This is a genomic window from Brevibacillus migulae (assembly GCF_004521915.1).
Classification (GTDB): Bacteria; Bacillota; Bacilli; order Brevibacillales; family Brevibacillaceae; genus Brevibacillus_F; species Brevibacillus_F migulae.
The window spans coordinates 24823-49835 of record NZ_SDKD01000018.1 but is presented as its reverse complement, the minus strand read 5'-3'; the positions used below and the strand labels follow the sequence as shown (position 1 = coordinate 49835).

General features: G+C 50.6%; 21 protein-coding genes. 20 read left to right on the top strand and 1 reads right to left on the bottom strand.

The annotated features are described in order from the left end of the window. The first annotated feature begins 8 nt into the window (after positions 1–8). From EIZ37_RS18835 to EIZ37_RS18790, 10 genes are all read left to right on the top strand, one after another. Entirely contained in the window at positions 9–3440 is a 3432-nt protein-coding gene (locus EIZ37_RS18835; protein WP_134686330.1) for a DNA polymerase III subunit alpha, read from the top strand. 136 nt (positions 3441–3576) lie between these two features. Next, the gene (locus EIZ37_RS18830; protein WP_134686329.1) at positions 3577–4821 is read left to right on the top strand and encodes an NAD(P)-dependent malic enzyme; all 1245 of its coding nucleotides are present in this window, start codon (positions 3577–3579) and stop codon (positions 4819–4821) included. A 79-nt stretch (positions 4822–4900) separates the two neighbouring features. Then, complete coding sequence (locus tag EIZ37_RS18825; protein ID WP_134686328.1) at positions 4901–5572, top strand: FadR/GntR family transcriptional regulator; 672 nt, start codon at positions 4901–4903, stop codon at positions 5570–5572. 130 nt (positions 5573–5702) lie between these two features. Next, positions 5703–5885: a glutamate decarboxylase gene (locus EIZ37_RS18820; RefSeq protein ID WP_134686327.1), complete on the top strand. Its 183-nt coding sequence runs from the start codon at positions 5703–5705 to the stop codon at positions 5883–5885. A gap of 20 nt (positions 5886–5905) precedes the next feature. After that, positions 5906–6787: an acetyl-CoA carboxylase, carboxyltransferase subunit beta gene (accD, locus tag EIZ37_RS18815; RefSeq protein WP_134686326.1), complete on the top strand. Its 882-nt coding sequence runs from the start codon at positions 5906–5908 to the stop codon at positions 6785–6787. Positions 6788–6789: 2 nt separating this feature from the next. Then, the gene (gene accA / locus EIZ37_RS18810; protein WP_134686325.1) at positions 6790–7746 is read left to right on the top strand and encodes an acetyl-CoA carboxylase carboxyl transferase subunit alpha; all 957 of its coding nucleotides are present in this window, start codon (positions 6790–6792) and stop codon (positions 7744–7746) included. A gap of 224 nt (positions 7747–7970) precedes the next feature. Next, positions 7971–8930: a 6-phosphofructokinase gene (gene pfkA, locus EIZ37_RS18805; protein ID WP_134686324.1), complete on the top strand. Its 960-nt coding sequence runs from the start codon at positions 7971–7973 to the stop codon at positions 8928–8930. Positions 8931–8964: 34 nt separating this feature from the next. Further along, positions 8965–10719, top strand: a complete 1755-nt coding sequence (gene pyk / locus EIZ37_RS18800) for a pyruvate kinase (RefSeq protein WP_134686323.1) — start codon at positions 8965–8967, stop codon at positions 10717–10719. 106 nt (positions 10720–10825) lie between these two features. Beyond that, positions 10826–11257, top strand: coding sequence for an acyl-CoA thioesterase (locus tag EIZ37_RS18795; protein ID WP_134686322.1), 432 nt, complete (start codon positions 10826–10828; stop codon positions 11255–11257). 36 nt (positions 11258–11293) lie between these two features. Continuing rightward, positions 11294–11689 (top strand): FxsA family protein, encoded by a 396-nt coding sequence (locus tag EIZ37_RS18790; RefSeq protein WP_134686321.1) that lies wholly within the window; start codon positions 11294–11296, stop codon positions 11687–11689. On the opposite strand, the gene ytvI is transcribed toward EIZ37_RS18790, so the two are convergent. After that, the gene (gene ytvI, locus EIZ37_RS18785; protein ID WP_134686320.1) at positions 11667–12815 is read right to left on the bottom strand and encodes a sporulation integral membrane protein YtvI; all 1149 of its coding nucleotides are present in this window, start codon (positions 12813–12815) and stop codon (positions 11667–11669) included. The two genes, EIZ37_RS18790 and ytvI, sit on opposite strands and share 23 nt — an antisense overlap. A 419-nt stretch (positions 12816–13234) precedes the next feature. Between ytvI and citZ the strand changes: the two genes are divergently transcribed. From citZ to EIZ37_RS18735, 10 genes are all read left to right on the top strand, one after another. Next, a complete protein-coding gene (citZ, locus tag EIZ37_RS18780; RefSeq protein ID WP_134686319.1) occupies positions 13235–14347 on the top strand; it encodes a citrate synthase in 1113 nt (370 codons plus the stop codon). Between the two features lie 110 nt (positions 14348–14457). After that, positions 14458–15741 carry an NADP-dependent isocitrate dehydrogenase gene (icd, locus tag EIZ37_RS18775; RefSeq protein WP_134686318.1) on the top strand — a complete coding sequence of 428 codons (1284 nt, stop codon included), beginning with the start codon at positions 14458–14460 and terminating at the stop codon, positions 15739–15741. A gap of 24 nt (positions 15742–15765) precedes the next feature. Beyond that, the gene (gene mdh / locus EIZ37_RS18770; protein ID WP_134686317.1) at positions 15766–16707 is read left to right on the top strand and encodes a malate dehydrogenase; all 942 of its coding nucleotides are present in this window, start codon (positions 15766–15768) and stop codon (positions 16705–16707) included. 418 nt (positions 16708–17125) lie between these two features. Continuing rightward, complete coding sequence (locus tag EIZ37_RS18765; RefSeq protein WP_134686316.1) at positions 17126–17821, top strand: response regulator transcription factor; 696 nt, start codon at positions 17126–17128, stop codon at positions 17819–17821. Positions 17822–17854: 33 nt separating this feature from the next. Next, complete coding sequence (gene pnpS / locus EIZ37_RS18760; protein WP_134686315.1) at positions 17855–19615, top strand: two-component system histidine kinase PnpS; 1761 nt, start codon at positions 17855–17857, stop codon at positions 19613–19615. A gap of 156 nt (positions 19616–19771) precedes the next feature. After that, positions 19772–20428 (top strand): phosphate signaling complex protein PhoU, encoded by a 657-nt coding sequence (gene phoU / locus EIZ37_RS18755; RefSeq protein ID WP_134686314.1) that lies wholly within the window; start codon positions 19772–19774, stop codon positions 20426–20428. Positions 20429–20528: 100 nt separating this feature from the next. Further along, positions 20529–22658: an RNA degradosome polyphosphate kinase gene (locus EIZ37_RS18750; protein WP_134686313.1), complete on the top strand. Its 2130-nt coding sequence runs from the start codon at positions 20529–20531 to the stop codon at positions 22656–22658. Positions 22659–22727: 69 nt separating this feature from the next. Beyond that, on the top strand, positions 22728–23675 hold the full coding sequence (locus tag EIZ37_RS18745) for a VanW family protein (RefSeq protein WP_134686312.1): 948 nt from the start codon (positions 22728–22730) through the stop codon (positions 23673–23675). Between the two features lie 252 nt (positions 23676–23927). Next, entirely contained in the window at positions 23928–24353 is a 426-nt protein-coding gene (locus tag EIZ37_RS18740; RefSeq protein ID WP_235828102.1) for a MarR family winged helix-turn-helix transcriptional regulator, read from the top strand. Beyond that, on the top strand, positions 24350–25009 hold the full coding sequence (locus EIZ37_RS18735) for an efflux RND transporter periplasmic adaptor subunit (RefSeq protein ID WP_134686310.1): 660 nt from the start codon (positions 24350–24352) through the stop codon (positions 25007–25009). The genes EIZ37_RS18740 and EIZ37_RS18735 overlap by 4 nt, the downstream gene beginning before the upstream one ends. The last annotated feature ends 4 nt before the right edge of the window (positions 25010–25013 follow it).

Genomic DNA, 25013 nt, shown 5'->3' with positions numbered 1-25013 from the left:
GGGGAAGCATGGACACTTCCTTTATCCATCTGCACGTACATACTGAATACAGCTTGCTGGATTCCACCGCGCGAATCGACAAGCTGGTAGCAAAAGCCGTCACGCTGGGGATGCCGGCGTTGGCCATGACGGATCATGTCAATTTATACGGAGCCATTCCGTTTTATCAGGCTTGCAAGAAGGCCGGGATCAAGCCGATTATCGGGCTTGAGGTATACATTGCGCAAGGCGATCTGGCGGATCGGTCCAGACAAGCTCCGCCGCCGTTTCATCTGATTTTGCTGGCTGAAAATGAACGTGGCTACCGCAATTTGCTGCGCATCAGCTCGTTTGCCCATATGGAAGGCTACCATCTGCTGCCGCGAATCAGCAAAGATATCCTGCAAAAGCATAGCGAGGGTCTGATCGCGCTTAGCGGCTGCAGCAAGGGCGAGGTCTCTTCCCTGCTTTTGGCCGGCCAGACAGAGGCGGCAAAAAATGCGGCTCTCTGGTACCAGCAAGTCTTTGGGCGAGGCTCCTTTTTCCTCGAGCTGCAGGATCACGGCCTGGAAATCGAGCGGAGGCTGAATCAGCGGTTGGCGCGTTTGCATCTGGAGACAGGGATTCCGTTGGTGGCCACCAATAACGTTCATTACGTCGAGAAGCATGAGGCCAAGCTGCAGGATGTGCTGCTGGCGATCGGCGAGGGGAAGGCCGTGGATGAAGAGTCGCGTTTTCGCTATGAGGGGGAGGAATATTACCTCAAGAGTGCCGACGAGATGGCACAGCTGTTTGCCTTTGCGCCCGAGGCCATAAGCAACACCGCCGCCATTGCCGAGCGCTGCGAGCTGGAGCTTGCGTTTGATCAGCATATTTTGCCACGCTTTCCGGTGCCGCCGACGAGGGATCCCGTGCTCTATCTGCGCAAGCTTTGTGAGCAAGGCTGTGTGGAGCGGTACGGGGAAATCACCGAGGAGATCCGGCAGCGGCTGGATCACGAGCTGTCTATCATTACGAAAACAGGGTTTACCGATTACTTCTTGATCGTCTGGGATTTCATGCGCTATGCCCATGAGCAAGGCATCCCAACCGGGCCGGGCCGGGGGTCTGCGGCAGGCAGTCTGGTTGCCTATGCGCTGAAAATCACCAATGTGGATCCGCTGAAATTCAATCTGCTGTTTGAACGGTTTCTCAATCCGGAGCGCGTCACCATGCCGGATATCGATATCGACTTCTCCGTGGAGCGCCGGGATGAGGTCATCCAGTATGTGGCCAATAAATATGGACGCGATCGGGTCGCACAAATCATTACATTCGGTACGCTTGCCGCGCGCGCAGCCGTACGGGATGTGGGCAGGGCGCTCGGGATCTCGCTCGGCCAGATCGACAAGGTTGCCAAGATGATTCCTTCTTTTGTCGGGATGACCATCGACTATGCGATGCAGCAAAATCCCGAGATTGCCAAGCTTTGTGCCGAAAATCAGAAAATCGCACAGTTGATCGAAATCGCCAAAGGATTGGAAGGCTTGCCGAGACATGCCTCCACCCATGCCGCGGGTGTCGTCATTTCCCGTGATCCGCTCACCGAATACGTGCCGCTGCAGAGCGGGAACGAAGGCTTGGCCCTGACGCAGTACCCGATGGATGTGCTGGAGCAGGTCGGTCTGCTCAAAATGGACTTTCTCGGTTTGCGCAACCTGACGATTATCCAGGAGGCGCTCCGTCACATTGAGCATCAGGGCATTACGATTTCCCTCGACCAACTGCCAGCGGAAGACGAAAAGACGTTTCGCATGCTTAGCCGAGGCGAGACGACGGGTGTCTTCCAGCTCGAGTCGGCCGGGATGCGCAACGTCCTGCGCGAATTAAAGCCGGGGAATCTGGACGATATCATCGCGGTGCTGGCGCTGTATCGTCCAGGCCCGATGGAAATCATCCCGCAGTACATCCAGGCCAAGCATGGTGTCAGCAAGATAGGCTACCCGCATCCCGATCTGGAGCCCATTTTGCGCGAAACTTACGGCTTCATGATCTATCAGGAGCAGATCATGCAGATTTCCTCCAAAATGGCGGGCTTCTCCCTCGGAGAGGCGGATATTCTGCGCCGCGCTGTGGGCAAGAAAAAGCGGGAGCTGCTGGCGGAGCAGCGCGCCAAATTTGTCGTGGGCAGCATCCGCCAAGGCTATGATGACAAGCTGGCGAATGAAGTGTACGACCTGATCGTTCGCTTTGCCGATTATGGCTTCAACAAGGCGCACTCGGTCGCCTATGCCGTGATCGCGTACCAGATGGCGTATCTGAAGGCCAACCATCCGCTGGCTTTCATGGCTTCGCTGCTCTCCATGTCGATCGGCAGCCAAGGGAAAATTGCCGAGTACGTCGAGGAGGCCCGGAGACTGCGGCTAGCCGTCCTGCCTCCGGATGTGAATGCGAGCGAAGCGGCCTTTACGGTGGAAAAAGAAGCGATCCGCTTTGGGTTGGCTGCCATCAAAAATGTCGGCTATGGGGCCATTGAGTGGATCGTCAAGGAAAGAGCCCGTGCTCCCTATAAAGACCTGCTTGACTTCTGTACCCGAATGGACACGCGTCTGGTGAACCGTCGCGTCATCGAATCGCTCATCCTGGCAGGAGCTACGGATTCACTTCCCGGCCATCGCGCCCAGAAACTGATCATGCTGGATGAAATCATGGGGAAAGCCAATGTCCGGCGCGAGGAGCGCGAAGGAGCTCAGCTCAATCTGTTTGCGATGGAAGGAAAAGAAGTGGCGGACACCAGTCCGGTCCAGTATCCGGAGGTCCCCCCATTCACGAGCGTACAGCAGCTGCGCGAGGAAAGAGACCTGCTGGGTGCCTATTTATCCGGTCACCCGCTCGATCAATATTCGTTTGCGATGAATCGACCCGGCGTGTATGCGATAGGGGCTCTCGGAGAGCTGGGCAAGGACAAGACCGTCAAAGTCATCGGAATGATCATTGACCTGAAGCGGATTCAAACGAAAAAGGGCGATCCGATGGCGTTTTTGACCATCGAAGACAAGACTTCGCAGGTAGAGGTGGTCGTCTTTCCACAGGTGTTCGCCAAATTCGGGGAGCTGCTGGAAAAGGAGCGGCTGATCGTGCTGGAAGGCCGTTTGGACCAGCAAGATGACGCCTTGAAGATCCTGTCCTCGCGCTTTTGGGATTTGACCGCATTGCCGAAGCCGGAGACCGAACCCTTTTTGTTCATAAAAATTTCACCGCAGCAGGAGCGCGATTCGACACTCGCGACCCTCCAGCAAAAGCTTGTCGAAAAAAGAGGAACGATTCCCGTGGTCCTTTATTATGAAGGAAGGAAGCAGTCGATCCGCTTGCCGGACAGCATTCGCGTCGAGGCAGACGAGCCATTTTTGGAGCAAGTGCGAGCAATTGTGGGGCATGACAGCGTAATTCAGAAAGAAATGCCGATAAACTGGGGAGGATGATGTTTGTCCTCTCTTTTTTGTATTTTTCTGCATGTTTACAGATTGGACGATTTTGCTATAATGGGAACATAGTTTACAAAGTGGTCTGACCACTGAGCATCGGTTTCAACACATGGGTGAGAATGGAGTGGTTGAGTTGTCCAATTTACGAGAAGAAGCTCTGGAATTACACAAAAAACATCAGGGGAAATTGTCCGCGGTTTCAAAAGTGCCGGTGCGGAATGCACGCGACTTGAGCCTTGCGTACTCACCTGGAGTGGCTGAACCTTGCAAGGAGATTTTCGATGATCCGTCGAAAGTATATGAGTACACCATGAAAGGGAACCTCGTTGCCGTAGTCAGTGACGGTACAGCCGTTTTGGGTCTGGGCAACATCGGTCCTGCTGCCGCAATGCCGGTCATGGAAGGGAAAGCGGTGCTGTTTAAGGCGTTTGCAGGCGTAGACGCATTTCCGATCTGCCTGAATACCACTGATGTGGATAAAATCGTGGAAACGGTGAAGCTTCTGGAACCGACCTTTGGCGGTGTCAATCTGGAGGATATCGCTGCACCTGCTTGCTTCGAAATCGAAGAGCGCTTGAAAAAAGAAACGAATATCCCGGTCTTCCATGATGACCAGCATGGTACGGCAATCGTATCTGCTGCAGGGCTGATCAATGCGCTGCGCGTGGTGGGCAAAAAGCTTGAAGACATTCGTGTCGTAGCCAATGGCGCCGGTGCTGCCGGTATCGCTATCATCAAGCTGCTGTTGTCCATGGGTGTAAAAGATGTCATTATGTGCGATACAAAAGGCATAGTATATGAGGGTCGTCCTTTCGGCATGAACAAGGTCAAGGAACAAATGGCCGCGATCACCAACCGCCAGAAGCTCCAAGGCGACCTTGCTGATGCGATGAAGGGTGCAGACGTGTTCATCGGCGTATCGGTTGCCGGTGCGGTTACACCAGAAATGGTCCGTTCGATGAATAAAGATGCGATCATTTTTGCCATGGCGAACCCAACGCCGGAAATCATGCCGGATCTGGCCAAAGAAGCAGGTGCTGCTGTAGTAGGTACTGGTCGTTCTGACTTCCCGAACCAAGTGAACAACGTACTGGCTTTCCCGGGCATTTTCCGCGGAGCGCTGGAAACTTACGCAACGAATATCAACGAAGAAATGAAGCTGGCTGCGGTCTACGCGATTGCAGACCTGATCAGCCCGGAAGAGCTGTCTGCAGATAAAGTGATCCCGGCTCCATTTGACCCGCGCGTCGCTCCACATGTGGCCGCAGCAGTAGCCAAAGCGGCGATGGAAACCGGTGTTGCCCGCAAGACTGTCGATCCGGAAGAAGTAAAGGAAAAGACATCGCGTCTTTCCGCATTTTCGATGCAATCTGTATAATGTCATGCGGCGGGGGTAGAGATTCATCTGTCTCCGCCTCAGTAGTTCAAGGCTAAGTCGCCAGAGGGGAGAATGGAGCTTGCTTGATTCTGCACAAGATCGCAAAGTCTACGAGGGCATCCTGCTGCAAATTCATGAGATCGTCCAGGAACGCAATTTGCGGCCTGGAGATAAGCTGCCGTCGGAGCGTGAGCTGTCGGAGCAGCTGGGAGCGGGGCGCTCTTCTGTCCGCGAAGCCTTACGTGCACTTGAACTACTCGGCTTGATTGAAACAAGACGTGGAGAAGGCACTTTTTTAAAACATTATCGGCATAATCGTTTAATTGATATTTTAGGCTTTTTTATTTTGCGCGATTACAAGACGAAAAAAGATCTCGTAGAAATGCGAAAGATCCTGGAACTTGAAGCGGTAAGACTGGCATGCAAGCGTGCTACCCAGAAGCATTTTGAGGAGATGGAACGCTTATTGGCTGCGTCAGTGGAACGCATTGAAGAAGGCGAAATCCCGACCGAAGAGGATTATCATTTTCACCGGGTCATCTGCCGTTCCAGCCGCAACTCCATTCTGCACCGCATCTGGGTCCCGTTGGTGGAATACAGCCAAAACACGCGGAGTGAATCGTTGGCAAGAGAAGGAAGAGCGCGAAACGCCATTGAAGAACATCGGCTTATCCTGGAAGCGATCCGGGGCGGCGATGAAGAAGTCGCTGTGCAGCGGATGCGGGATCACTTGGAAAACAGCAGGCTATAGCAAATGTGAAGCCCGCTAAAGAACCGTCCGATGCCCATAAATGGCGCTGGTTTGCGACGTCCACAAATGCTGTGATATGATGATGCAGATTATATTTTGCCAGGGTGTTAGTAAGGAGGAAACAGGCCTCATGTGGACGGTTATTTATATCGCTCCAAGTTCCAAAATCGCCGAGCGCATTCAGCAACGTTTGACAGATGAAGGGTTTCTTGTGAAGGTTCGTGAGGCAAGAGTTTCGAAGCAATACGAAATTCTAGTGCCAGAAGGCGAGGTCCACGAAGTCCAAGAGGTACTCAGCACCATCCTTCACTGAAAAAAATGTGAGGTGTTACTGTGCTTAAAGATCTTTTTGGCAAAAAACGCAAATTTGCCACCGTCCCTACGCAAAATCTGGGACGGGTACCAACCGTTGAACAGAAAGAAGTTCCCGAAGGACTTATGAATAAATGTTCCCATTGCGGAACCATCCACTATTCCAAGGATCTCGAGAAAAACCTGCGTGTCTGCAAAGGCTGCGGGCATCATTTTACCATGTCCGCCCCGGAGCGCATTCAAAGCCTATTGGATGACGGCGTGCTCACGGAGGAATTCGATGCCGATCTGGTAGCGGCCAATCCTTTGGGCTTCCCGGGGTACCTGGAGAAGCTGGAGAAGGATACAGAGGCGACTTCGCTTCGGGAGGCGATCATCACCGGAGAAGGAAAGCTCTTGGGAAATCGGATCGTCCTCGGCGTCATGGATTCCCGTTTTCGCATGGGCAGCATGGGCTCCGTCGTCGGGGAAAAAATTACTCGTGCCATCGAGCGAGCGATCGAACGAAAGCTGCCGTTCATTCTTTTCTCCGCATCGGGCGGTGCCCGTATGCAAGAAGGGGCGCTGAGCTTGATGCAGATGGCCAAAACAAGTGCAGCGCTGGCCAAGATGGCAGAGGAACGCCTGCTCTTTATTTCGGTCATGACCAACCCGACAACAGGCGGGGTATCTGCCAGCTTCGCATCGCTTGGCGATTACAATATCGCTGAGCCGGGCGCTTTGATTGGCTTCGCGGGACGTCGTATCATTGAACAAACCATTCGTCAGGAACTGCCGAAAGATTTCCAAACTGCGGAATTCCTCTTGAAGCATGGACAGCTTGATATGATTGTGCCGCGCAAAGATCTGCGCGATACGCTCGGTAAGCTGGTAGAGATGCATACCGTTCAGGAGGGAGTGTAAGTATGGCAGGAGATCTTTCCTTTGAAAAACCGCTCGTCGAACTGCATGATAAAATCAAGGAACTCCGTCGCTTCACCGAGGAGAAAGGCATTGATTTTTCGGACGAGGTTGCCAGACTGGAGCAGAAAGCAAAAGATTTGGCACAGCAGATCTATGGCAATTTGACGCCATGGCAGCGCGTCCAGATCGCGCGGCATCCTGAGCGGCCTACTACCTTGGAATATGTCGGGCAGATTTTCACCGACTTCATGGAAATGCATGGGGATCGCCTGTATGGAGATGACCAAGCGATTGTCGGCGGGATTGCCAAGCTGGATGGCCGGCCGGTGACGATCATCGGCCATCAGAAGGGGAAGGATACGAAAGACAATATTCTTCGCAACTTCGGTTCGCCGCATCCGGAAGGCTACCGCAAAGCGCTGCGCCTCATGCAGCAGGCCGATAAGTTTGGCAGACCGATCATTTGCTTCATCAACACCGCAGGGGCTTATCCGGGGAAAGCGGCGGAAGAGCGCGGGCAAAGCGAAGCGATTGCGCGCAATCTCCGGGAGATGGCGGGATTTGGCGTTCCGATCCTTTGCGTAGTGATCGGCGAAGGCGGAAGCGGTGGAGCATTGGCGATCAGTGTAGGGAACCGCATTTATATGCTGGAGAACTCTACATACTCCGTAATTTCCCCGGAAGGCGCAGCTGCCCTCTTGTGGAAGGATGCAAGCTTGGCGATGCGTGCGGCTGAAACTATGAAAATTACCGCACCGGATCTGCAGGAGCTGGGCATCATTGATGCGATTATTCCTGAGCCATTCGGCGGTGCGCATCGCGCGCTTGCAGAGCAATCTGTCCTGATCAAATCACAGCTGCTCGAAGGATTGAAACAGCTGGAAGGCATGACCCGTGAACAACTGATACAGGATCGATACGACAAATTTAAATTGATGGGAAGCTTCTCCTCTTTGTAATCTACAAAGAGGATTTTTTTCGCTTTTTTCCTGCGGATAAATCTGCTACAATCGTCTCTGGATAGGAATGTGCATACTTTCACAAGGAGTATAACACATTGGTTAAACCTGTATAACAGAAATGGTAACATCATCTTTCAACATGTGCTGGAATCAATAATTATTACATACTGTTTGTTATTCCAGCCATGCTAATGTGGAGAAGATTGGAGAGGTGAGTCTGGATGAAAAAAATTGCCGTACTAACCAGTGGAGGAGATTCGCCAGGAATGAACGCTGCGGTCAGGGCTGCAGTCAGAAGAGCAGTATACCTTGGCGTGCATATGTATGGCGTGTATCACGGATATAACGGTTTGATTGCAGGTGATATCCGTGAAATGACGTTGGGTTCTGTTGGCGACATCATTCATCGTGGTGGAACCATCCTGTACACAGCTCGCAGCGAGGAATTCCGTACAGAAGCCGGGCAGCAAAAGGCTGCGGAGCAGCTGCGTCAGAATGGCATCGAAGGCTTGATCGTCATTGGCGGAGACGGTTCGTTCCGGGGAGCGCAAAAGTTGACCAAGATCGGAATTCCAACGATTGGCGTACCGGGAACCATTGATAATGACATTCCTTGCACCGACTTTACCATCGGATTCGATACGGCGTTGAATACGATTGTGGAAGCGATCGATAAAATCCGCGATACGGCCACCTCTCATGAACGGACATATATCATTGAAGTGATGGGCCGGGATGCAGGGGATCTTGCGCTGTGGGCAGGTCTGGCTGCAGGAGCGGAATCCATTATTATTCCGGAAGAAGAGCAAGATATGGATGATATCATCGAACGCTTGCACGCAGGCCATCGCCGTGGGAAAAAGCATTCCATTATCATCGTGGCAGAAGGAGTGGGCAGCGCTACCTCCTATGCGGAAACGATCAAGGAACGCACAGGCTGGGAAACGCGGGTGACGGTATTGGGCCATATCCAGCGGGGAGGCTCACCAACCGCTTTTGACCGGATGCTGGCAAGCCGGATGGGTGCGGCAGCGGTTGATTTGCTGCTGGAAGGGAAAAAAGACCGAATGGTAGGAATCCAGAACAACCAGATCGTGGACATCGATTTCGATGAGGCATTGGCGCAAAAGCACAAGCTGGACACATCCATTTATCAATTGGCACGCACACTCTCCATTTAGATGGGGAAACAAACATACTTGGGGAGGAATATCCTTGCTTAGAAAGGCGAAAATCGTATGTACGATTGGCCCTGCAAGTGAATCGGTAGAAATGCTGACCAAGCTGATTCACGCGGGGATGAATGTAGCAAGACTTAATTTTTCACATGGCTCTCACGAAGAGCATGCAGCACGTATCGATAACATTCGCGAAGCATCGAGACAGACTGGCAAGCTGGTGGCCATCCTGCTCGATACGAAAGGACCGGAAATCCGCACGGGCACTCTTTCCACCGATTCCGTGGAGCTGGTAGAAGGCAATGTGATCACGCTGACTACCGAAGAAGTTGCTGGTACGGTTGATCGTGTTTCCATTACCTATGCCGATCTGCCGAAAGATGTGGAAGTCGGCAGCACCATTCTGATCGATGACGGTTTGATCGGACTGACCGTGGAAGCGATCGAGAATACGGAAATCGTGTGCCGGATTAAAAATGGCGGCACCTTGAAAAGCAAAAAAGGGGTAAACGTACCGGGCGTGCAAATCAAGCTGCCGGGGATCACGGAAAAAGACGCGCAGGATATCGAATTCGGGATTCGCCAGGGCGTGGATTTTATCGCGGCTTCTTTTGTGCGTAAAGCATCCGACATTCTCGAAATCCGCGAGATTTTGGAGCGCCATGATGCGACGATCGATATTATTGCCAAGATCGAGAATGAAGAAGGCGTGATGAATGTCGATGAAATATTGGCGGTTGCGGATGGCCTCATGGTTGCACGCGGCGACTTGGGCGTAGAAATTCCGGCGGAAGAAGTGCCGCTGGTACAGAAGAAGCTGATCCGCAAATGTAATGAACTGGGCAAGGCAGTCATTACTGCCACGCAAATGCTGGATTCCATGCAGCGCAACCCGCGTCCGACTCGTGCGGAAGCAAGTGACGTAGCCAATGCCATTTTCGATGGTACGGATGCGATCATGCTGTCCGGAGAAACGGCTGCAGGCAAATATCCGGTGGAATCGGTAGAAACCATGAACCGGATCGCGATGCGGGCGGAGCAGGAATTGAACTATCGTGAAATCCTGCATGGCCACGCATTGGCGAAGCAGGTCACCATCACGGATGCGATCAGCCAGGCTGTTGCCAATGCGGCGCTGGATCTGGATGCAGCGGCTGTGATTACAGCCACGGAAAGCGGACATACGGCACGCATGGTATCCAAATACCGTCCGAAAGCGCCGATCATCGCGGTCACTCCTTATGAGGCTGTCGCTCGCCGTTTGGCGCTGGTCAACGGTGTATATCCGCTTATTGGCGCGGTAGCCGCTTCTACCGATGAAATGCTGAGCCAATCTGTGGATGAAGCGGTGAAATCCGGGTTGGTTCGTCACGGTGATCTCGTGGTCATTTCCGCTGGCGTACCTGTTCGGGAAACAGGGACAACCAATCTGATGAAGATCCATGTCATTGGCGATATCATCGCAAAAGGACAAGGCATCGGCCGCACGGTTGTAACGGGCAAGGTTGTCATTGCAAAATCCGCTTCGGAAGCGCTCGGCAAAATGGAAGACGGGGCTGTGTTGGTCACGATTGGCACCGATTCGGACATGATTCAAGCATTTGAACGCGCAGGAGCGGTCATCACCGAAGAAGGCGGTTTGACTTCCCATGCCGCGATCGTGGGCTTGAATCTCAATGTGCCTGTCATTGTGGGCGTAACAAGAGCCACCGATATATTGAAGGATGGAATGACCGTTACCGTAGATTCCGGTCGTGGACATATTTACACCGGACATGCCCGCGTACTGTAAGCTGGCACCGGTAAAGGGGGAAGGCGGAGTCAATCACTCCGTCTTTTTCCCGTTGTCCCAAAAGTTAGGGTAAAATAGGAAAAGATAGAGGAAAGGAGCCGGATGAATGAACAGTTATACCGTGCACACATCACGCTTTCATGTACGCTACAGTGAAACCGATCAGATGGGGATCGTGTATCATGCCAATTATTTGCCGTGGTTCGAGGTAGGCCGTACCGATTTTTTGCGCGGCGCAGGGGTGACGTATCGGCAGCTTGAGGAGCAGGGGTTTTTGCTGCCTGTTACAGATGCCACGCTATCTTACAAGCAGCCTGCGCGTTATGATGATGAGATCGAAGTCCGGACACGCATTGGGGAGCTGACGCCAGTGCGGCTGACGTTTGCCTATGAGATTGTGCGTGCGTATGATGAGGAGCTTCTGGTTACCGGGGAAACGAAGCACGTGTTTACAAGCAAATCACTGAAGCCCGTGCGTCTCTCGCGCTCGCTTCCCGAGCTGTATGCATGGCTGGAAGCCGCATATGGAAAAGGCTGATCGAAGCGGTCTCAAAAAACGGAAGGGGGATGCTGGATGTTTCGCATCTTGCTGATCTTGTTTATTGTGGTTCCGGCGCTTGAACTATGGGGGATTATCGCGGTAGGAAAGGTGATCGGCGGCTGGCCTACGGTGCTGTTGATCATTGCAACCGGCATGATCGGCGCATGGCTGGCGAAAAAACAAGGGCTGCAGGTGATGCGCACGCTGCAGCTCCAGCTGTCCCGCGGAGAAATGCCGACGCTAACCATCCTGGAAGGTGCTCTGGTTCTCGTCGGCAGTGTGCTGCTACTCACGCCTGGTTTTTTAAGCGATGTCCTCGGACTGTTGATGCTGTTGCCTTATACGCGGTTGATTCTTGCCCATCTATTGAAAAAATGGCTGTGGCGTTTGATTTCAACCGGGAAAATCAACCTGCTTTTCCGTCGGTAGAGGAAGGACCTTTGATATAGTTCCAGATGTCCTCAAAAATGTTCGCTTTGATCAAGGCATTGATCACGACCAGGCTGACTGGACCGGCGATCAATCCAAGGAAGCCGAACAGCTGCAAACCGATGAATAAAGCGACAAGCGTCATTAGCGGATCGAGCCCGACGTTTTCCGCCACCACTTTTGGCTCAATGATCTGGCGGAAGATGACGACGATTCCATACAAGATGGACAAACCGATCACCAGCGTATAGTTCCCTTTGAAGAATGCATAGATAATCCATGGGACAAAGATCGTGCCTGTCCCCAGATAAGGGAGCAGATCGACAAGCCCGGTGATCAAGCCGATCGTGATCGCGTAATCCACGCGCATGATCAGAAGACCGATGATGACAAGAGCGGCCGTCAGCGAGATCAAGGTAAGCTGCGCACGCAGAAAGCCGAAGAGCGCATTGCGCAGGTCGATGACGATCTGATCGACTCGGCTGTTTAAGCCGCGCGGCAGCAACCGGCGAAAGCGCCCTTCCCACAGGAAGAAATCCTTGCTGATGAAGAAGGCGCCGAGCAGCGAGATGACCAAGACCGTTGCCATATTGGGCAGAGACAGCAGGACGTTTTTCAAGCCGTTCAGGAAGCCCAGGCCCAGATTTTTTGCGGTATCGGTGACGGCCTTGATGGCATTTTGTACATTGGTACGAATTGTTTCCTGTGAGGGCTCATCCAGCTGCTCCCACAAAAACGTAAACTGGTTATAAATTCCGATCAAAAAGTCCTGGGAAATGGTTTTCTCCAGGTAGTCGGCAAACTCATTTGTATAATGGGGGAGGATTTCGGCTAAATGACCGATTTCGGTAACCGTCTCCGTGATCGCGAGGGTGATCACGCCGCCTACGATCGACAGCAGCAGGAGAAGCATGAGTATGACGGCCAGCCAGCGTGGCATCTTCGTTTTCCGATGCAAATAGGTAACCGGTCTGTTAATCATCATGGCTATGACTAGTGAGATAAAAAATGGGTAAAGTAATGGTGTTGCAAAAAGAAAAATACGATAGCTTATGTATAACAAAATACACACCCATAAAAAGCGAACAATCTGAAAATGGCGGGTGATCCACCGATCCTCTGACAAAAGCAAGCCCTCCCTTTCTTGCGTGCGGGCAATTTCTAAGTTTTTCCGCTCCTTACCTATTATGCCGTAATTCGTTCGTTATGAGCAAGTTTCCCGACCGTTTAGGCCAGTCTGGGTAAGGAATGTGAATACTTCTGAGATATTTATCATTCACAAAACTGTAATAATCTTTTATAATGATTGTCGAATTAGGGTTTACTTTCTTAGTATTGCCATGTAGAAGTGGAGACAACCTAGAATCAGCCTCCTCTTTCCTTTTTTCTTTGTATTGAAAAGGCGTCTTACGCTTTCATCCCCTACAGACAACGATGAACGATAGGTGCCTTTTCGAGATAATGATCATGCGGGAATGGCGGTAAGAAGGAAGTGCCTGAATCATTCAATAGAGAGAAATAATACGCTTAAAAGGAGAGAGTTACATGACAGCTACTCGTGGATTGGAAGGCGTTGTTGCAGCCCAGTCAGCCATCTGTTCGATTGTCGACGGTGTTTTGTGCTACGGTGGTATCAACATTGATGAACTGGCTGAACACGCGACCTTTGAAGAAGTAGTCTATCTCCTCTGGCACGGTGTATTGCCAAAGCGCGACCAACTGACTGAGCTTCAAAAGCAGCTGGGCGAAAACGCCACTGTACCAAAAGAGGTAATTGACAGCATCCGTACATATCCGCAGGGTGTGAATTCGATGGCAGCATTGCGCACAGCGGTTTCCACATTGGCTTTGTACGATGCGGAAGCACAAGTGATGGATCCGGAAGCGAACTACCGCAAATCCATTCGCTTGATGGCGCAAACGCCAACCATCATCGCTGCATTTGACCGAATTCGTAAGGGACTGGAACCAGTCGCGCCGAATCCTTCATACAGCCTCGCGAAAAACTTTTTGTATATGCTTACAGGAAACGAGCCATCTGACACAGCTGTGAAGGCGTTTGACGTAGCTCTGATCCTGCATGCTGACCATGAGTTTAACGCTTCTACCTTCGCAGCCCGTGTGACTGTGGCAACACTGACCGACATTTACTCCGGTATTGTTTCTGCGATCGGCACACTCAAAGGGCCTCTGCATGGTGGCGCAAATGAAGCCGTTGCCAATATGCTTCAAGAGATCGGCTCTGTTGCCAATGTCGAATCTTATATCCGCCAAAAGCTGGATAACAAAGATAAAATCATGGGCTTCGGTCACCGTGTATACAAAGACGGTGATCCACGCGCAAAATGGCTGCGTCAAATGTCGGAAAAACTGACTGCCCAAATCGGACGTCCTGAACTGTATCAAATGTCCGAGAAAGTGGAAGAGATGGTGACAGGCGAAAAAGGCTTGAAACCAAACGTAGATTTCTATTCTGCTTCTGTCTACATTTCCCTTGGCCTGGAAACGGATCTGTTCACTCCGATCTTTGCGATCAGCCGCATGTCTGGATGGACAGCGCATATCATGGAACAATACACCAACAACCGTCTGATTCGCCCTCGTGCTGATTACACCGGTCCGGTGAACCAACACTACGTGCCAATCGACCAACGCTAAGGATGACATGCAAGGACTACCACAGGTTGTGGTAGTTCTCGTCTGTCTGTGTAAATGGTTTTCCAATCTTTACCTATATACAATTCATAGATGCTGTGGAGGGATTACTCGTGTTCAAAACCTTGTCCAAGCCTACTCATGGTGAAAAAATCACGGTTCAAAATGGCAAACTGGTTGTACCTAACAATCCAATCATTCCGTTTATCGAGGGCGACGGTACCGGTCCTGACATCTGGAATGCTTCAGTTCGCGTATTGGACGCGGTCGTAGAAAAAGCATACAAAGGCGAGAAAAAAATCGCTTGGTTCGAAGTGTTCGCTGGTGAAAAAGCGTTCAACCAATTCAACGAATGGCTCCCAGAAGACACTTTGACTGCTGTTCGCGAATACCTGATCGCGATCAAAGGTCCTTTGACTACTCCTGTAGGCGGCGGTATCCGTTCCATCAACGTGGCGCTGCGCCAAGAGCTGGATCTGTATGCATGCGTACGTCCTGTACAATATTTCGACGGCGTGCCATCCCCTGTCAAACATCCTGAGCTGACTGACATGGTGATCTTCCGTGAAAACACTGAAGACATCTATGCGGGTGTGGAGTGGGCAGAAGGAACTCCAGAAGTGAAAAAAGTAATCGAGTTCCTGCAAAAAGAAATGGGCGTGAAGAAAATCCGTTTCCCAGAAACTTCTGGTATCGGGATCAAGCCTGTTTCCAAAGACGGTACAGAGCGTCTGGTTCGCGCAGCGATCAACTACGCGCTGGCTAACAACCGCAAATCCGTTACTTTGGTACACAAAGGCAACATCATGAAATTTACCGAAGGCGCGTTCAAAAACTGGGGTTATGAAGTAGCCGAGCGTGAATACGGCGATAAAGTGTTCACATGGGCACAATACGATCGCATCAAGGCTGAAGGCGGCGACGCTGACAAAGCGCAAAAAGAAGCGGAAGCAGCTGGCAAGCTGATCGTGAAAGACGTAATCGCTGACGCGTTCCTGCAACAAATCCTGACTCGTCCAGCTGAATACGATGTAGTAGCAACCCTGAACCTCAACGGTGACTATGTATCCGACGCACTGGCTGCCCAAGTAGGCGGTATCGGTATCGCACCTGGTGCAAACATCAACTACCTGACTGGCCATGCGATCTTCGAAGCAACTCACGGTACTGCACCAAAATACGCTGGTCTGGATAAAGTGAACCCATCTTCCGTGATCCTGTCCGGTGAAATGATGCTCCGCCACCTTGGCTGGAACGAAGCAGCTGACATGCTGATCGCTTCGATGGAAAAAACCATCTCCTCCAAACGAGTAACGTATGACTTCGCTCGTCTGATGGAAGGTGCTACTGAACTGAAATGCTCCGAGTTTGCTGACGAATTGATTAAAAACCTGTAATTCCAAACGGAAGGGGACCTAATAATGGCACATACGCGTAAAAAAATTGCAGTTATTGGTTCTGGCTTCACAGGTGCAACAACAGCATTCATCTTGGCGCAAAAAGAATTGGGCGACGTCGTTCTCGTTGACATTCCTCAGTTGGAAAACCCGACAAAAGGAAAAGCGTTGGACATGATGGAATCTTCTCCAGTGCTCGGATTTGATTCCAACATCACCGGTACGGCTGACTATGCAGAGATCAAAGATGCCGATATGGTCATCATCACTGCAGGGATCGCTCGCAAGCCTGGCATGTCCCGCGATGACCTCGTGAACACCAATGCAGGCATCATGCGTTCCGTAGCCGAACAAGTGAAAACCTACGCACCCAATTCGGTGGTGATCGTACTCTCCAACCCGGTAGATGCGATGACCTACACCTTCTTCAAAACGTCCGGCTTCCCGAAAGAACGCGTAATCGGTCAGTCCGGCGTATTGGATACAGCCCGTTTCCGTACATTCGTAGCACAAGAGCTGAATGTCTCCGTAGAAGACGTGACCGGCTTTGTATTGGGCGGTCACGGTGACGACATGGTTCCACTCGTTCGTTATTCCTACGCGGGCGGTATTCCGCTTGAAACACTCATTCCAAAAGATCGTCTGGAAGCAATCGTGGAGCGTACCCGCAAAGGCGGCGGCGAAATCGTAAACCTGTTGGGCAACGGTTCCGCTTACTACGCACCTGCTGCATCCTTGGTGCAAATGGCAGAAGCGATCCTGAAAGACAAAAAACGCATTCTCCCTTCCATCGCTTACCTGGAAGGAGAATACGGCTACAGCGATCTGTACCTCGGCGTACCAACCCTCCTCGGAGGCGCTGGTATCGAGAAAGTATATGAGCTGGAGCTGACTGCGGAAGAGAAAGCGGCACTCGACAAGTCTGCTGAATCCGTTCGCAACGTCATGAAAGTTTTGGCTCAATAGATTGATAGGGTAAGAAAAACGTCCTGAGTTTTCTCGGGACGTTTTTTTTATGTATTTTTATTATCCTTTAAAGGGATGTTGTAACTGGAAGTGAGTTTCCCATTCTAAGCGACTTGTCGAAGTCCATCTTAGCGGAGTATCAATCTCGCGGAAAAAGAAGGGCAACCTGAATCCGCGACAATGCGACACCACTTTTGCCCTTCCCGCGAGATTGATACGGAGCGGACAGTCCCTCTCCCTCGCGGGACGCAGACCTTTAGCGAAGAGTGGGGAACTCACTTCCCCCCACAACAGCCCGCCCACACCCCTCCCCCATCTTTACAGAAAAATAACTTGTTTCATGAACATGCTTTTGGCAGACTGAAAGTTAAGGGGAGTTTAAGAAGTTGCAGTTACTTAAATGGGGGGTTCAACAGACGTGACAAAAATTTTGGTTGTCGACGACGAAGTATCAATTGCGAAGCTGCTGCAGTTCAATCTGGAAAAGGCGGGCTACGAGGTGGTTACCGCTTTTGACGGAAAACAAGCATTGGAAGTAGCCCGTGCCGAACAGCCTGATTTTATCATTTTGGATCTGATGTTGCCCAAAATGGACGGGATGGACGTCTGCAAGACATTGCGGCAGGAGAGAAACAATACGCCGATCTTGATTTTAACGGCAAAAGATGATGAGCTGGACAAAATATTGGGCCTCGAGCTTGGTGCTGATGATTACCTGACAAAACCTTTCAGCCCACGGGAGGTGTTGGCCCGGGTCAAGGCAATCCTGCGCAGGACGCAAACGGTCTTGGAACCGGCGAGTGGGCAGGAGGATGTCGTGCTGCAGTTCGGTGATATCCGCTTGTATCCGGAGAAGTATGAGGTATACCGGGCCGATCGAAAAGTGGAGCTGACACCGAAGGAATTTGAGCTTCTCCATCATTTGGCCTCTCATCAAGGACGGGTTCTGACACGCGATCAGCTGTTAAACGCAGTCTGGAATTATGACTTCATCGGGGATTCCCGTATCGTAGACGTCCATGTCAGCCACCTGCGCGAAAAGCTGGAAGAAGATACGAAAAATCCGCGCTACATCAAAACCGTTCGCGGACTTGGCTACAAGCTCGAAGGATAGATTCATGATAAGCAGCATGATGGTGGTGGTTTCGTGACCCGTTTTCGTTTTAAACTTACTTTGACCATTCTCGGTCTGATTTCGCTTGTGATGGTCTTGATGGGAGTCTTTTTTGCCAAAGTATTGGAACGCTCCTATTTGGAAACATTGCAGGAGCTGCTATGGAGAGAGTCCCGCTTTATTGCGGAGACGATCAATGATAACCGTGTCCTCATGGATAAAGCCCAACTCGCACAGAAACTGCGGCAGTTTTCCCCTGCGGATGATGTTCGGGTGACGATAATCGATCAGGATGGGAGTGTCCGCTATGATTCGGAATCCAATCCGGATGGCATGGAAAATCATGCCCATCGCCCAGAGTTTGCAGCGGCATTGCAAGGAGAAATGGGCAGCTCGAGGCGATACAGTCATACATTAGGCTTTGACATGCTGTATGTGGCAGTACCCGTGTCGTATCACGGAGAAGTGATTGGCTCTGTCCGTTCCTCGATGTCCATGGAGGAAATCTCTACTACCATTCACCGTATGTGGTACAGCTTGTTGACAGGCTTGTTCATTACACTCGTGGTAGGTTCCCTTGTCGTCTCCAAGATTTCATCCAATATCAGCAGACCGATCGAGGAGATTACACGGGTGGCCAAAGCGATTACCCAGCGTCAATTCGAAAGCCGGGTCAAGCTGCGGGCGAAGGATGAAATCGGCCAGCTGGCGGGTGCGATCAATTTCATGGCTTCCAGCCTGGAGCAGCAGATGTATGAGATCTCGGAAAATCAGCAGCGTTTGACAGGCGTTTTGACCAATATGACCAGCGGTGTGATTTTTGTCTCGGAGAATCGGCGAATCATGCTGGTAAATCCTGCGGTGGAAAAGCTGCTCGGCACCTCGCATGCGGAGCTGATCGGGAAGCTGCATATTGAGGCGGGAAAAAGCTTTGGTCTTAGTCAATATATTGATCGATGCATCGATTTGGGGGAAAAATTTCGGGAAGAAGTGCATATTTACTACCCGCAGGAGCGTATTTTGGACGTGAGCTTTGCTCCTTATATCAACTATAAAGGGGAAGCGAAAGGGGTGGTGGCGGTATTGCACGATATCACGGAGATACGCCGTCTGGAAAAGCTGCGGAGCAACTTCGTGGCCAATGTGTCCCACGAGCTGCGTACGCCGATCACCTCGATCAAAGGCTTTACCGAGACGCTGCTGGATGGAGCCATGCATGATGAGGAGATCTGTCGCAATTTCCTGCAAATCATCTATGATGAAAGCGAACGGTTGAATCGGATGATCAGAGATACGCTGGATCTGTCCAGAATTGAGATGAAGAAGATCCCGTTGACGCTGGAACATCTGCATGTGAACACGTTGATTGCGGATTTGATTGCACTCGTGCAAGAGCAGGCATCCAAAAAACAGCTGACGATCCTTTTTGATGAGGCGGCTGATATGTGGATGGTGACGGACCGCGACAGCCTCCATCAGATCCTGCTGAATCTCGTGAGCAACGCCATTGCCTATACACCCGAGGGAGGCAAGATCGCAATGGAGATCAGTCAGGATCAGGCGGGGACGACCATCCGTGTGTCGGATACGGGGATCGGCATTCCTGAAAAGGATCTGGGACGTATTTTTGAGCGATTCTATCGTGTGGATAAAGCGCGCACCAGAGATTCGGGGGGGACAGGTCTTGGCCTCGCCATTGTAAAGCATCTCGTTGATAATCTTCAGGGTCATATCAAAGTGGAGAGCCAAGAAGGAAAGGGAACGACCTTTACGCTTTTCTTTTCAGCCAAATAGATGCGAAGGAAAACAGTCACCCCGAAAAAGGTGGCTGTTTTTGCAAAAAAAAGAATCTTAACAAAAAAAATACATTGTCTTTACTATGCTTCTATATATCCCTTGTAACATTGGCCTGATCAAATAAAATGAGACACCATTGGAGGGGTAGAAGCAATGACCAGACATATTTTTGAAGATCAATTGGATGTTCTGCATCGCAAGCTGATGACGATGGGTACATTGGTCGAGGAAGCAATACACAAGGCCATAAAAAGTCTGGTGGAACGCGATGACAAGCTGGCGGAAGAAGTGATCAGCAATGATAAGCTGATCAATTCGTTGGAGCAGGAGATCGAATCCGGCTGCTTCCGCTTAATCGCTCTGCAGCAACCGGTCGGTGGAGATTTGCGCAGATTGGGAACCATGCTGAAGCTCGTCACCGATCTAGAGCGGATGGGGGATCATGCAGTTGCCATTGCCAAAACTACCCGTCGCCTTATGCCGGAACCGTATATTAAACCGCTCATCGATATTCCGATCATGGCAGATCATGTCAAAGCAATGGTACGGGATTGCCTCAACGCGTACATTGCCCGCAATCAGGAAGAGGCGGAGGAAATCGCCGAACGGGATGATGTGATCGATAAACTGTTTTCCAAAATATTCCGTGATATGATAGAAGTAATGAGCAAGAATAAAGATCATATTTCACAAGGAACGCATCTGCTGTTGGTTGCTCAATATTTGGAGAGAATTGCGGATCATGTCACCAATATTTGTGAATGGATCATTTATCTGAATACAGGCAAAATGACAGACTTAAACAACTGACGCGCTGATAGCTTCGTTTAGAGAAAAGGCGCGCCAGGGTAAATAACATACAGGGAAACGAATCGTAGCCTGACAGGGGATAAAAAAGGGGGAGAACCCGGTGGAAGAGAGAGATCTTCTTCATCCGGATTATTTTATCAATCGAGAAATGAGTTGGCTTGCCTTCAACAGTCGTGTGCTGGAAGAGGCGATGGACGAATCCAATCCGGCGCTGGAGCGATTGAAGTTTCTGGCGATCGTTTCTTCCAACCTGGACGAGTTTTTTATGGTCCGCGTCGCCGGTCTCAAGGATCAGGTGAAAGCTGGCTTCAATCGGCCGGATTCATCGGGTTATACACCGAAAGAGCAGCTGCGGATGATCAATGCCCGGACGCACCATATGGTGGAGAGGCAATATCAATGCTTATGTGAACATATATTGCCGCTGCTTGAGGAAAATGGCATTCATTTTTTACAAGCGGCAGACCTGACGCAGGAGCAGGAATCTTTTTTGGATGAATATTTCGATTCGCTGATCTATCCGGTCCTGACCCCTCTTGCCGTGGATCAAAGCCGGCCCTTTCCGCTGCTTCTGAATAAAAGCCTGAATTTGGCTGTCATGCTGGAGCGCAGAGCAGAGAATACGAATAAGCATGTATTTGCCGTTGTGCAAGTGCCGGCTGTATTGTCACGGTTCATCGAGCTGCCGTCAGCCAATGGAAAGGTATACATTTTATTGGAAGAAGTCATTAAGAAATATATCAATCGTCTTTTCAAAGGAAACGAAGTCACGTCGGTACATCCGTTTCGCATTACGCGCAATGCGGATATGACGCTGGATGAAGAAGGCGCGGAAGACCTGCTGGAGGAAATTGAAAAAGAGCTGAAAAAGCGGAAATGGGGAGCGGCCATCCGCCTGGAAATTGACGGACAGATGGATCAGGAGGTGCGTCTCATTTTGCAGGAAGCGCTTGAGGTGCATCCGCGCGATATTTATCCGATCAACGGTCCAATCGATTTGACCAAGTTCTTTGGCTTTATCCAATTGCCGGGCTACGAGCATCTGCGCAATGAAACGATTCTGCCACAGCCTCCTGCCGATTTGATCGGTGAAGAGGATCTGTTTGCAGCGATTGCCAAGCGCGATATCCTGGTACATCATCCCTTCGAATCTTTTGACTGCGTCGTAGATTTTGTGCAAAAGGCTGCGCAAGATCCTGATGTCCTGGCGATCAAGCAGACGCTCTATCGCGTCAGCGGGGATTCACCGATCGTGCGTTCCTTGGCGCTGGCTGCGGAAAATGGGAAGCAGGTAACCGTATTGGTAGAGCTGAAGGCACGTTTTGACGAGGAAAACAATATTCATTGGGCAAAGCAGCTGGAAAAGTCTGGATGCCAAGTCATCTATGGGCTGGTAGGTCTGAAGACGCATTGCAAGATTACGCTTGTCGTGAGAAAAGAAGGGGACCGCATCAGACGTTATGTGCACCTAAGTACTGGAAACTACAATAACATGACGGCGACCTTATATACGGATCTCGGGCTGTTCACCAGCAATCCTGACATTGGGGTGGACGCGTCTGCCTTATTCAATGATTTATCCGGTTACTCGGAGCCGCCGGAATGGCGCAAGCTGGAAGCTGCCCCAAAAGGGCTGCGCAAAAAGTTCCGTGAGATGATCCGACGTGAAGTGGAAAAGACGACTTCAGAGAACCCAGGCCGGATTATTGCCAAAATGAATTCGCTGACAGATGAAGAAATCATCGGATGCTTGTATGAGGCTTCCTGCGCAGGTGTACAGATTGATTTGATCGTACGGGGCATTTGCTGCTTGCGTCCAGGAATACCCGGCGTAAGTGAAAATATCCGTGTACGCAGTATTATCGATCGATTCCTGGAGCACAGCCGTATCTTTATCTTCGGCAACGGCGGCCAGCCGGAGGTGTATCTCTCCAGCGCAGACTGGATGACCCGAAACCTGGATCGACGGGTAGAGCTGCTCTTTCCAATCGAGCAGCCCGATTTGGCCAAGCGGGTCACCGACATTGTCGATGTTTATCTGCAAGACAATACGAAAGCGCGGATTTTAGACTCGGAGGGCAACTATCATCTCATTCATCCCCAAGCGGAAGAACCCGCTTTCAGCAGTCAGCTGTATTTTATGCAGCAGGCGATAGACATGGCCGAATCGAAAAAACGGGAGAAGCTGTATGCGACTCCTTACAAAGTGAAGGATGATTGGGTGTTCTAGACGGATCGCTTGCCATCCAAAGCATGAAATCCCTCCCTTACGTTCATATTAAGGGCGGGGGTGGATTTTATGGGAACAGTGATAATGACGTGGCTGTTATTGTTGCTGCAAATGCAGCCAATGGAGCAGGCAGAACCGTTCAGGATTGTGATCGATGGAAAAGAGGTCGCGGCTGTCCATAAGCAAGATGTGACCTTGCCCTTCTCGGGTGTCCCGGTCGTAGACGAGAGCAAGCTGCAAGGATGGATTGAGAGCGTCAAAAAAGTTGCGGATCGCCCCCCGGTGAATGCGATCATCGATGATGCCGGCAAGATTATTCCGGAAAAAAAGGGCCTGCAAATCAACGAGGCGCAAGTGAGACTGAGCTTCTACGAATACTATTATGAAGCTGGCACCGCGAAGCTCGAGAATCCGACGAGAATCCTGATGCCCAAAGTGGATCAAGGATTGCTTGCCCACGTAAGGAAAAAAAGAATTGGACAGTATACCACCTATTTTAATTCCCGAAATCATAATCGTTCGCATAATATCAAGCTGGCTTCCGAGGCGATCAACAACTATGTGTTGCTGCCGGGGGAAATGTTTTCTTTCAATAAAGTGGTTGGAAAACGAACTCGGGCCAAAGGATATTTGGAAGCGCCTGTCATCGTAAAAGGAGAATTATCCGAGGGAATCGGCGGTGGGATCTGCCAGGTATCTTCGACGCTGTTTAATGCGGTCGACCGGGCAGGCATTCATATCGTGAAACGGTATTCTCATTCCCGGGAAGTTCCCTATGTGCCTCCAGGCCGAGATGCTACGGTCAGCTGGAATGGGCCGGATCTTGTATTCCAAAACAAATACCCATATCCGGTGCTCATCCGGGCCAAGTCGATTTACGGACAAGTGTATGTGTCGATTCATTCCTTTCCGGAGCTGGAGTATGAACCACGGAATGTCCCGGGTGTATCGAAGGAGCTGCCCGAGGAAATCAAAGAGGAAAAAAAGCAAGCGTTGGGCAAAAACGGTGATCTGTAATAGATCCCGTTTTTTTGTGTGGATAAGAATTGGGAAAATGTCGTATCCATATTAGTGCAACTAAGGCTTGGCGAAGCCAAAGTTTTCTAATGCTATATCGGATCACCCGGCACAATTTCTTGAATTTTCCAAAGTGTTTCCATTGACGTTTTTTTACTTTTCACCTCCCTGGATGTGTGCTATATTATTTCGTGTTAAAAAATTTCGTGTTCGAAATAAATGAGGGGAAGGAGGGGACCGCTTGGGAAAGCATTGATCATTCGAGATTTGCTGCGAAGATTTCGCAAGGTATATCAGACCGCGTTTACCCGTGAGGTAGGGGATTACGGTCTGACGATGCCGCAGATCATGGTATTGAAACAGGTGTTTGAGGAACCGAAAACGATTGGGCAGATCACCAAAGCACTCGACCTTTCTTACAGCACGATTTCAGGAATCATCGACCGCCTGGAGCGGGAGAAATTCGTGGAGCGCGTACGAGATGAAGAGGACCGCAGGGTGATCTGGATCCGAAAAAGCGCAGAAATTGAAAAATCAATTGAGAAAATTCCTTTCTTTTCAGAGGAATATTATCGGCAATTATTGGAAGGCTTGACTGAAGAAGAACTTGATATGATTATTCGTTCATTTACGCTTATTATTGGAAAAATAGAAAAGAAAGTTGAGGAGAAAGAATGAATCGCAAGACAGTACTTACCCTCATTCTTACGCTAATGGTGATCAGTGGGGCAGGAATCGGCGGCTACTACTGGTATGAAGGGCAGCACTATGTAAAGACGGAAGATGCCCGGGTAGCGGGGGATATTTATCGGATTATGCCGCGCATCTCAGGAAAGATTACTTCGCTGGCGATTAATGACGGGGATCCGGTTGTTTCTGACCAGATTGTCGGACAGCAGGATACCACGAATTTGCCGACCAACTTGCTCGATAATGCGGCCTTGCGCGCTCCGATTACGGGTACCGTATTAAAAACATTGGCAAAAGTAGGGGAAGTCGTTTCTCCAGGGCAAGCGGTAGCGATGGTTGTGGATGAAAGCAAATTGTACATCAGCGCTAACATCGAGGAAACCGAAGTGGGCAGATTGCAGCTGGGACAAAAAGTGGACATTGAAATCGATGCATTTCCTGGCAAGCAGCTGGTCGGGCATGTGTCCGAAATCGGGCAAGCAACCAACTCCACCTTCTCTTTACTCCCTGCTTCCAATACAAGCGGCAACTTTACAAAGGTGACACAACGGATTCCGATCAAGATTGCCATTGATACCGCCACAGACATTGATCTGTCAACCGGCATGAATGCGTTCATCAAGATCGAAGTGAAAGGAATATAGGGTG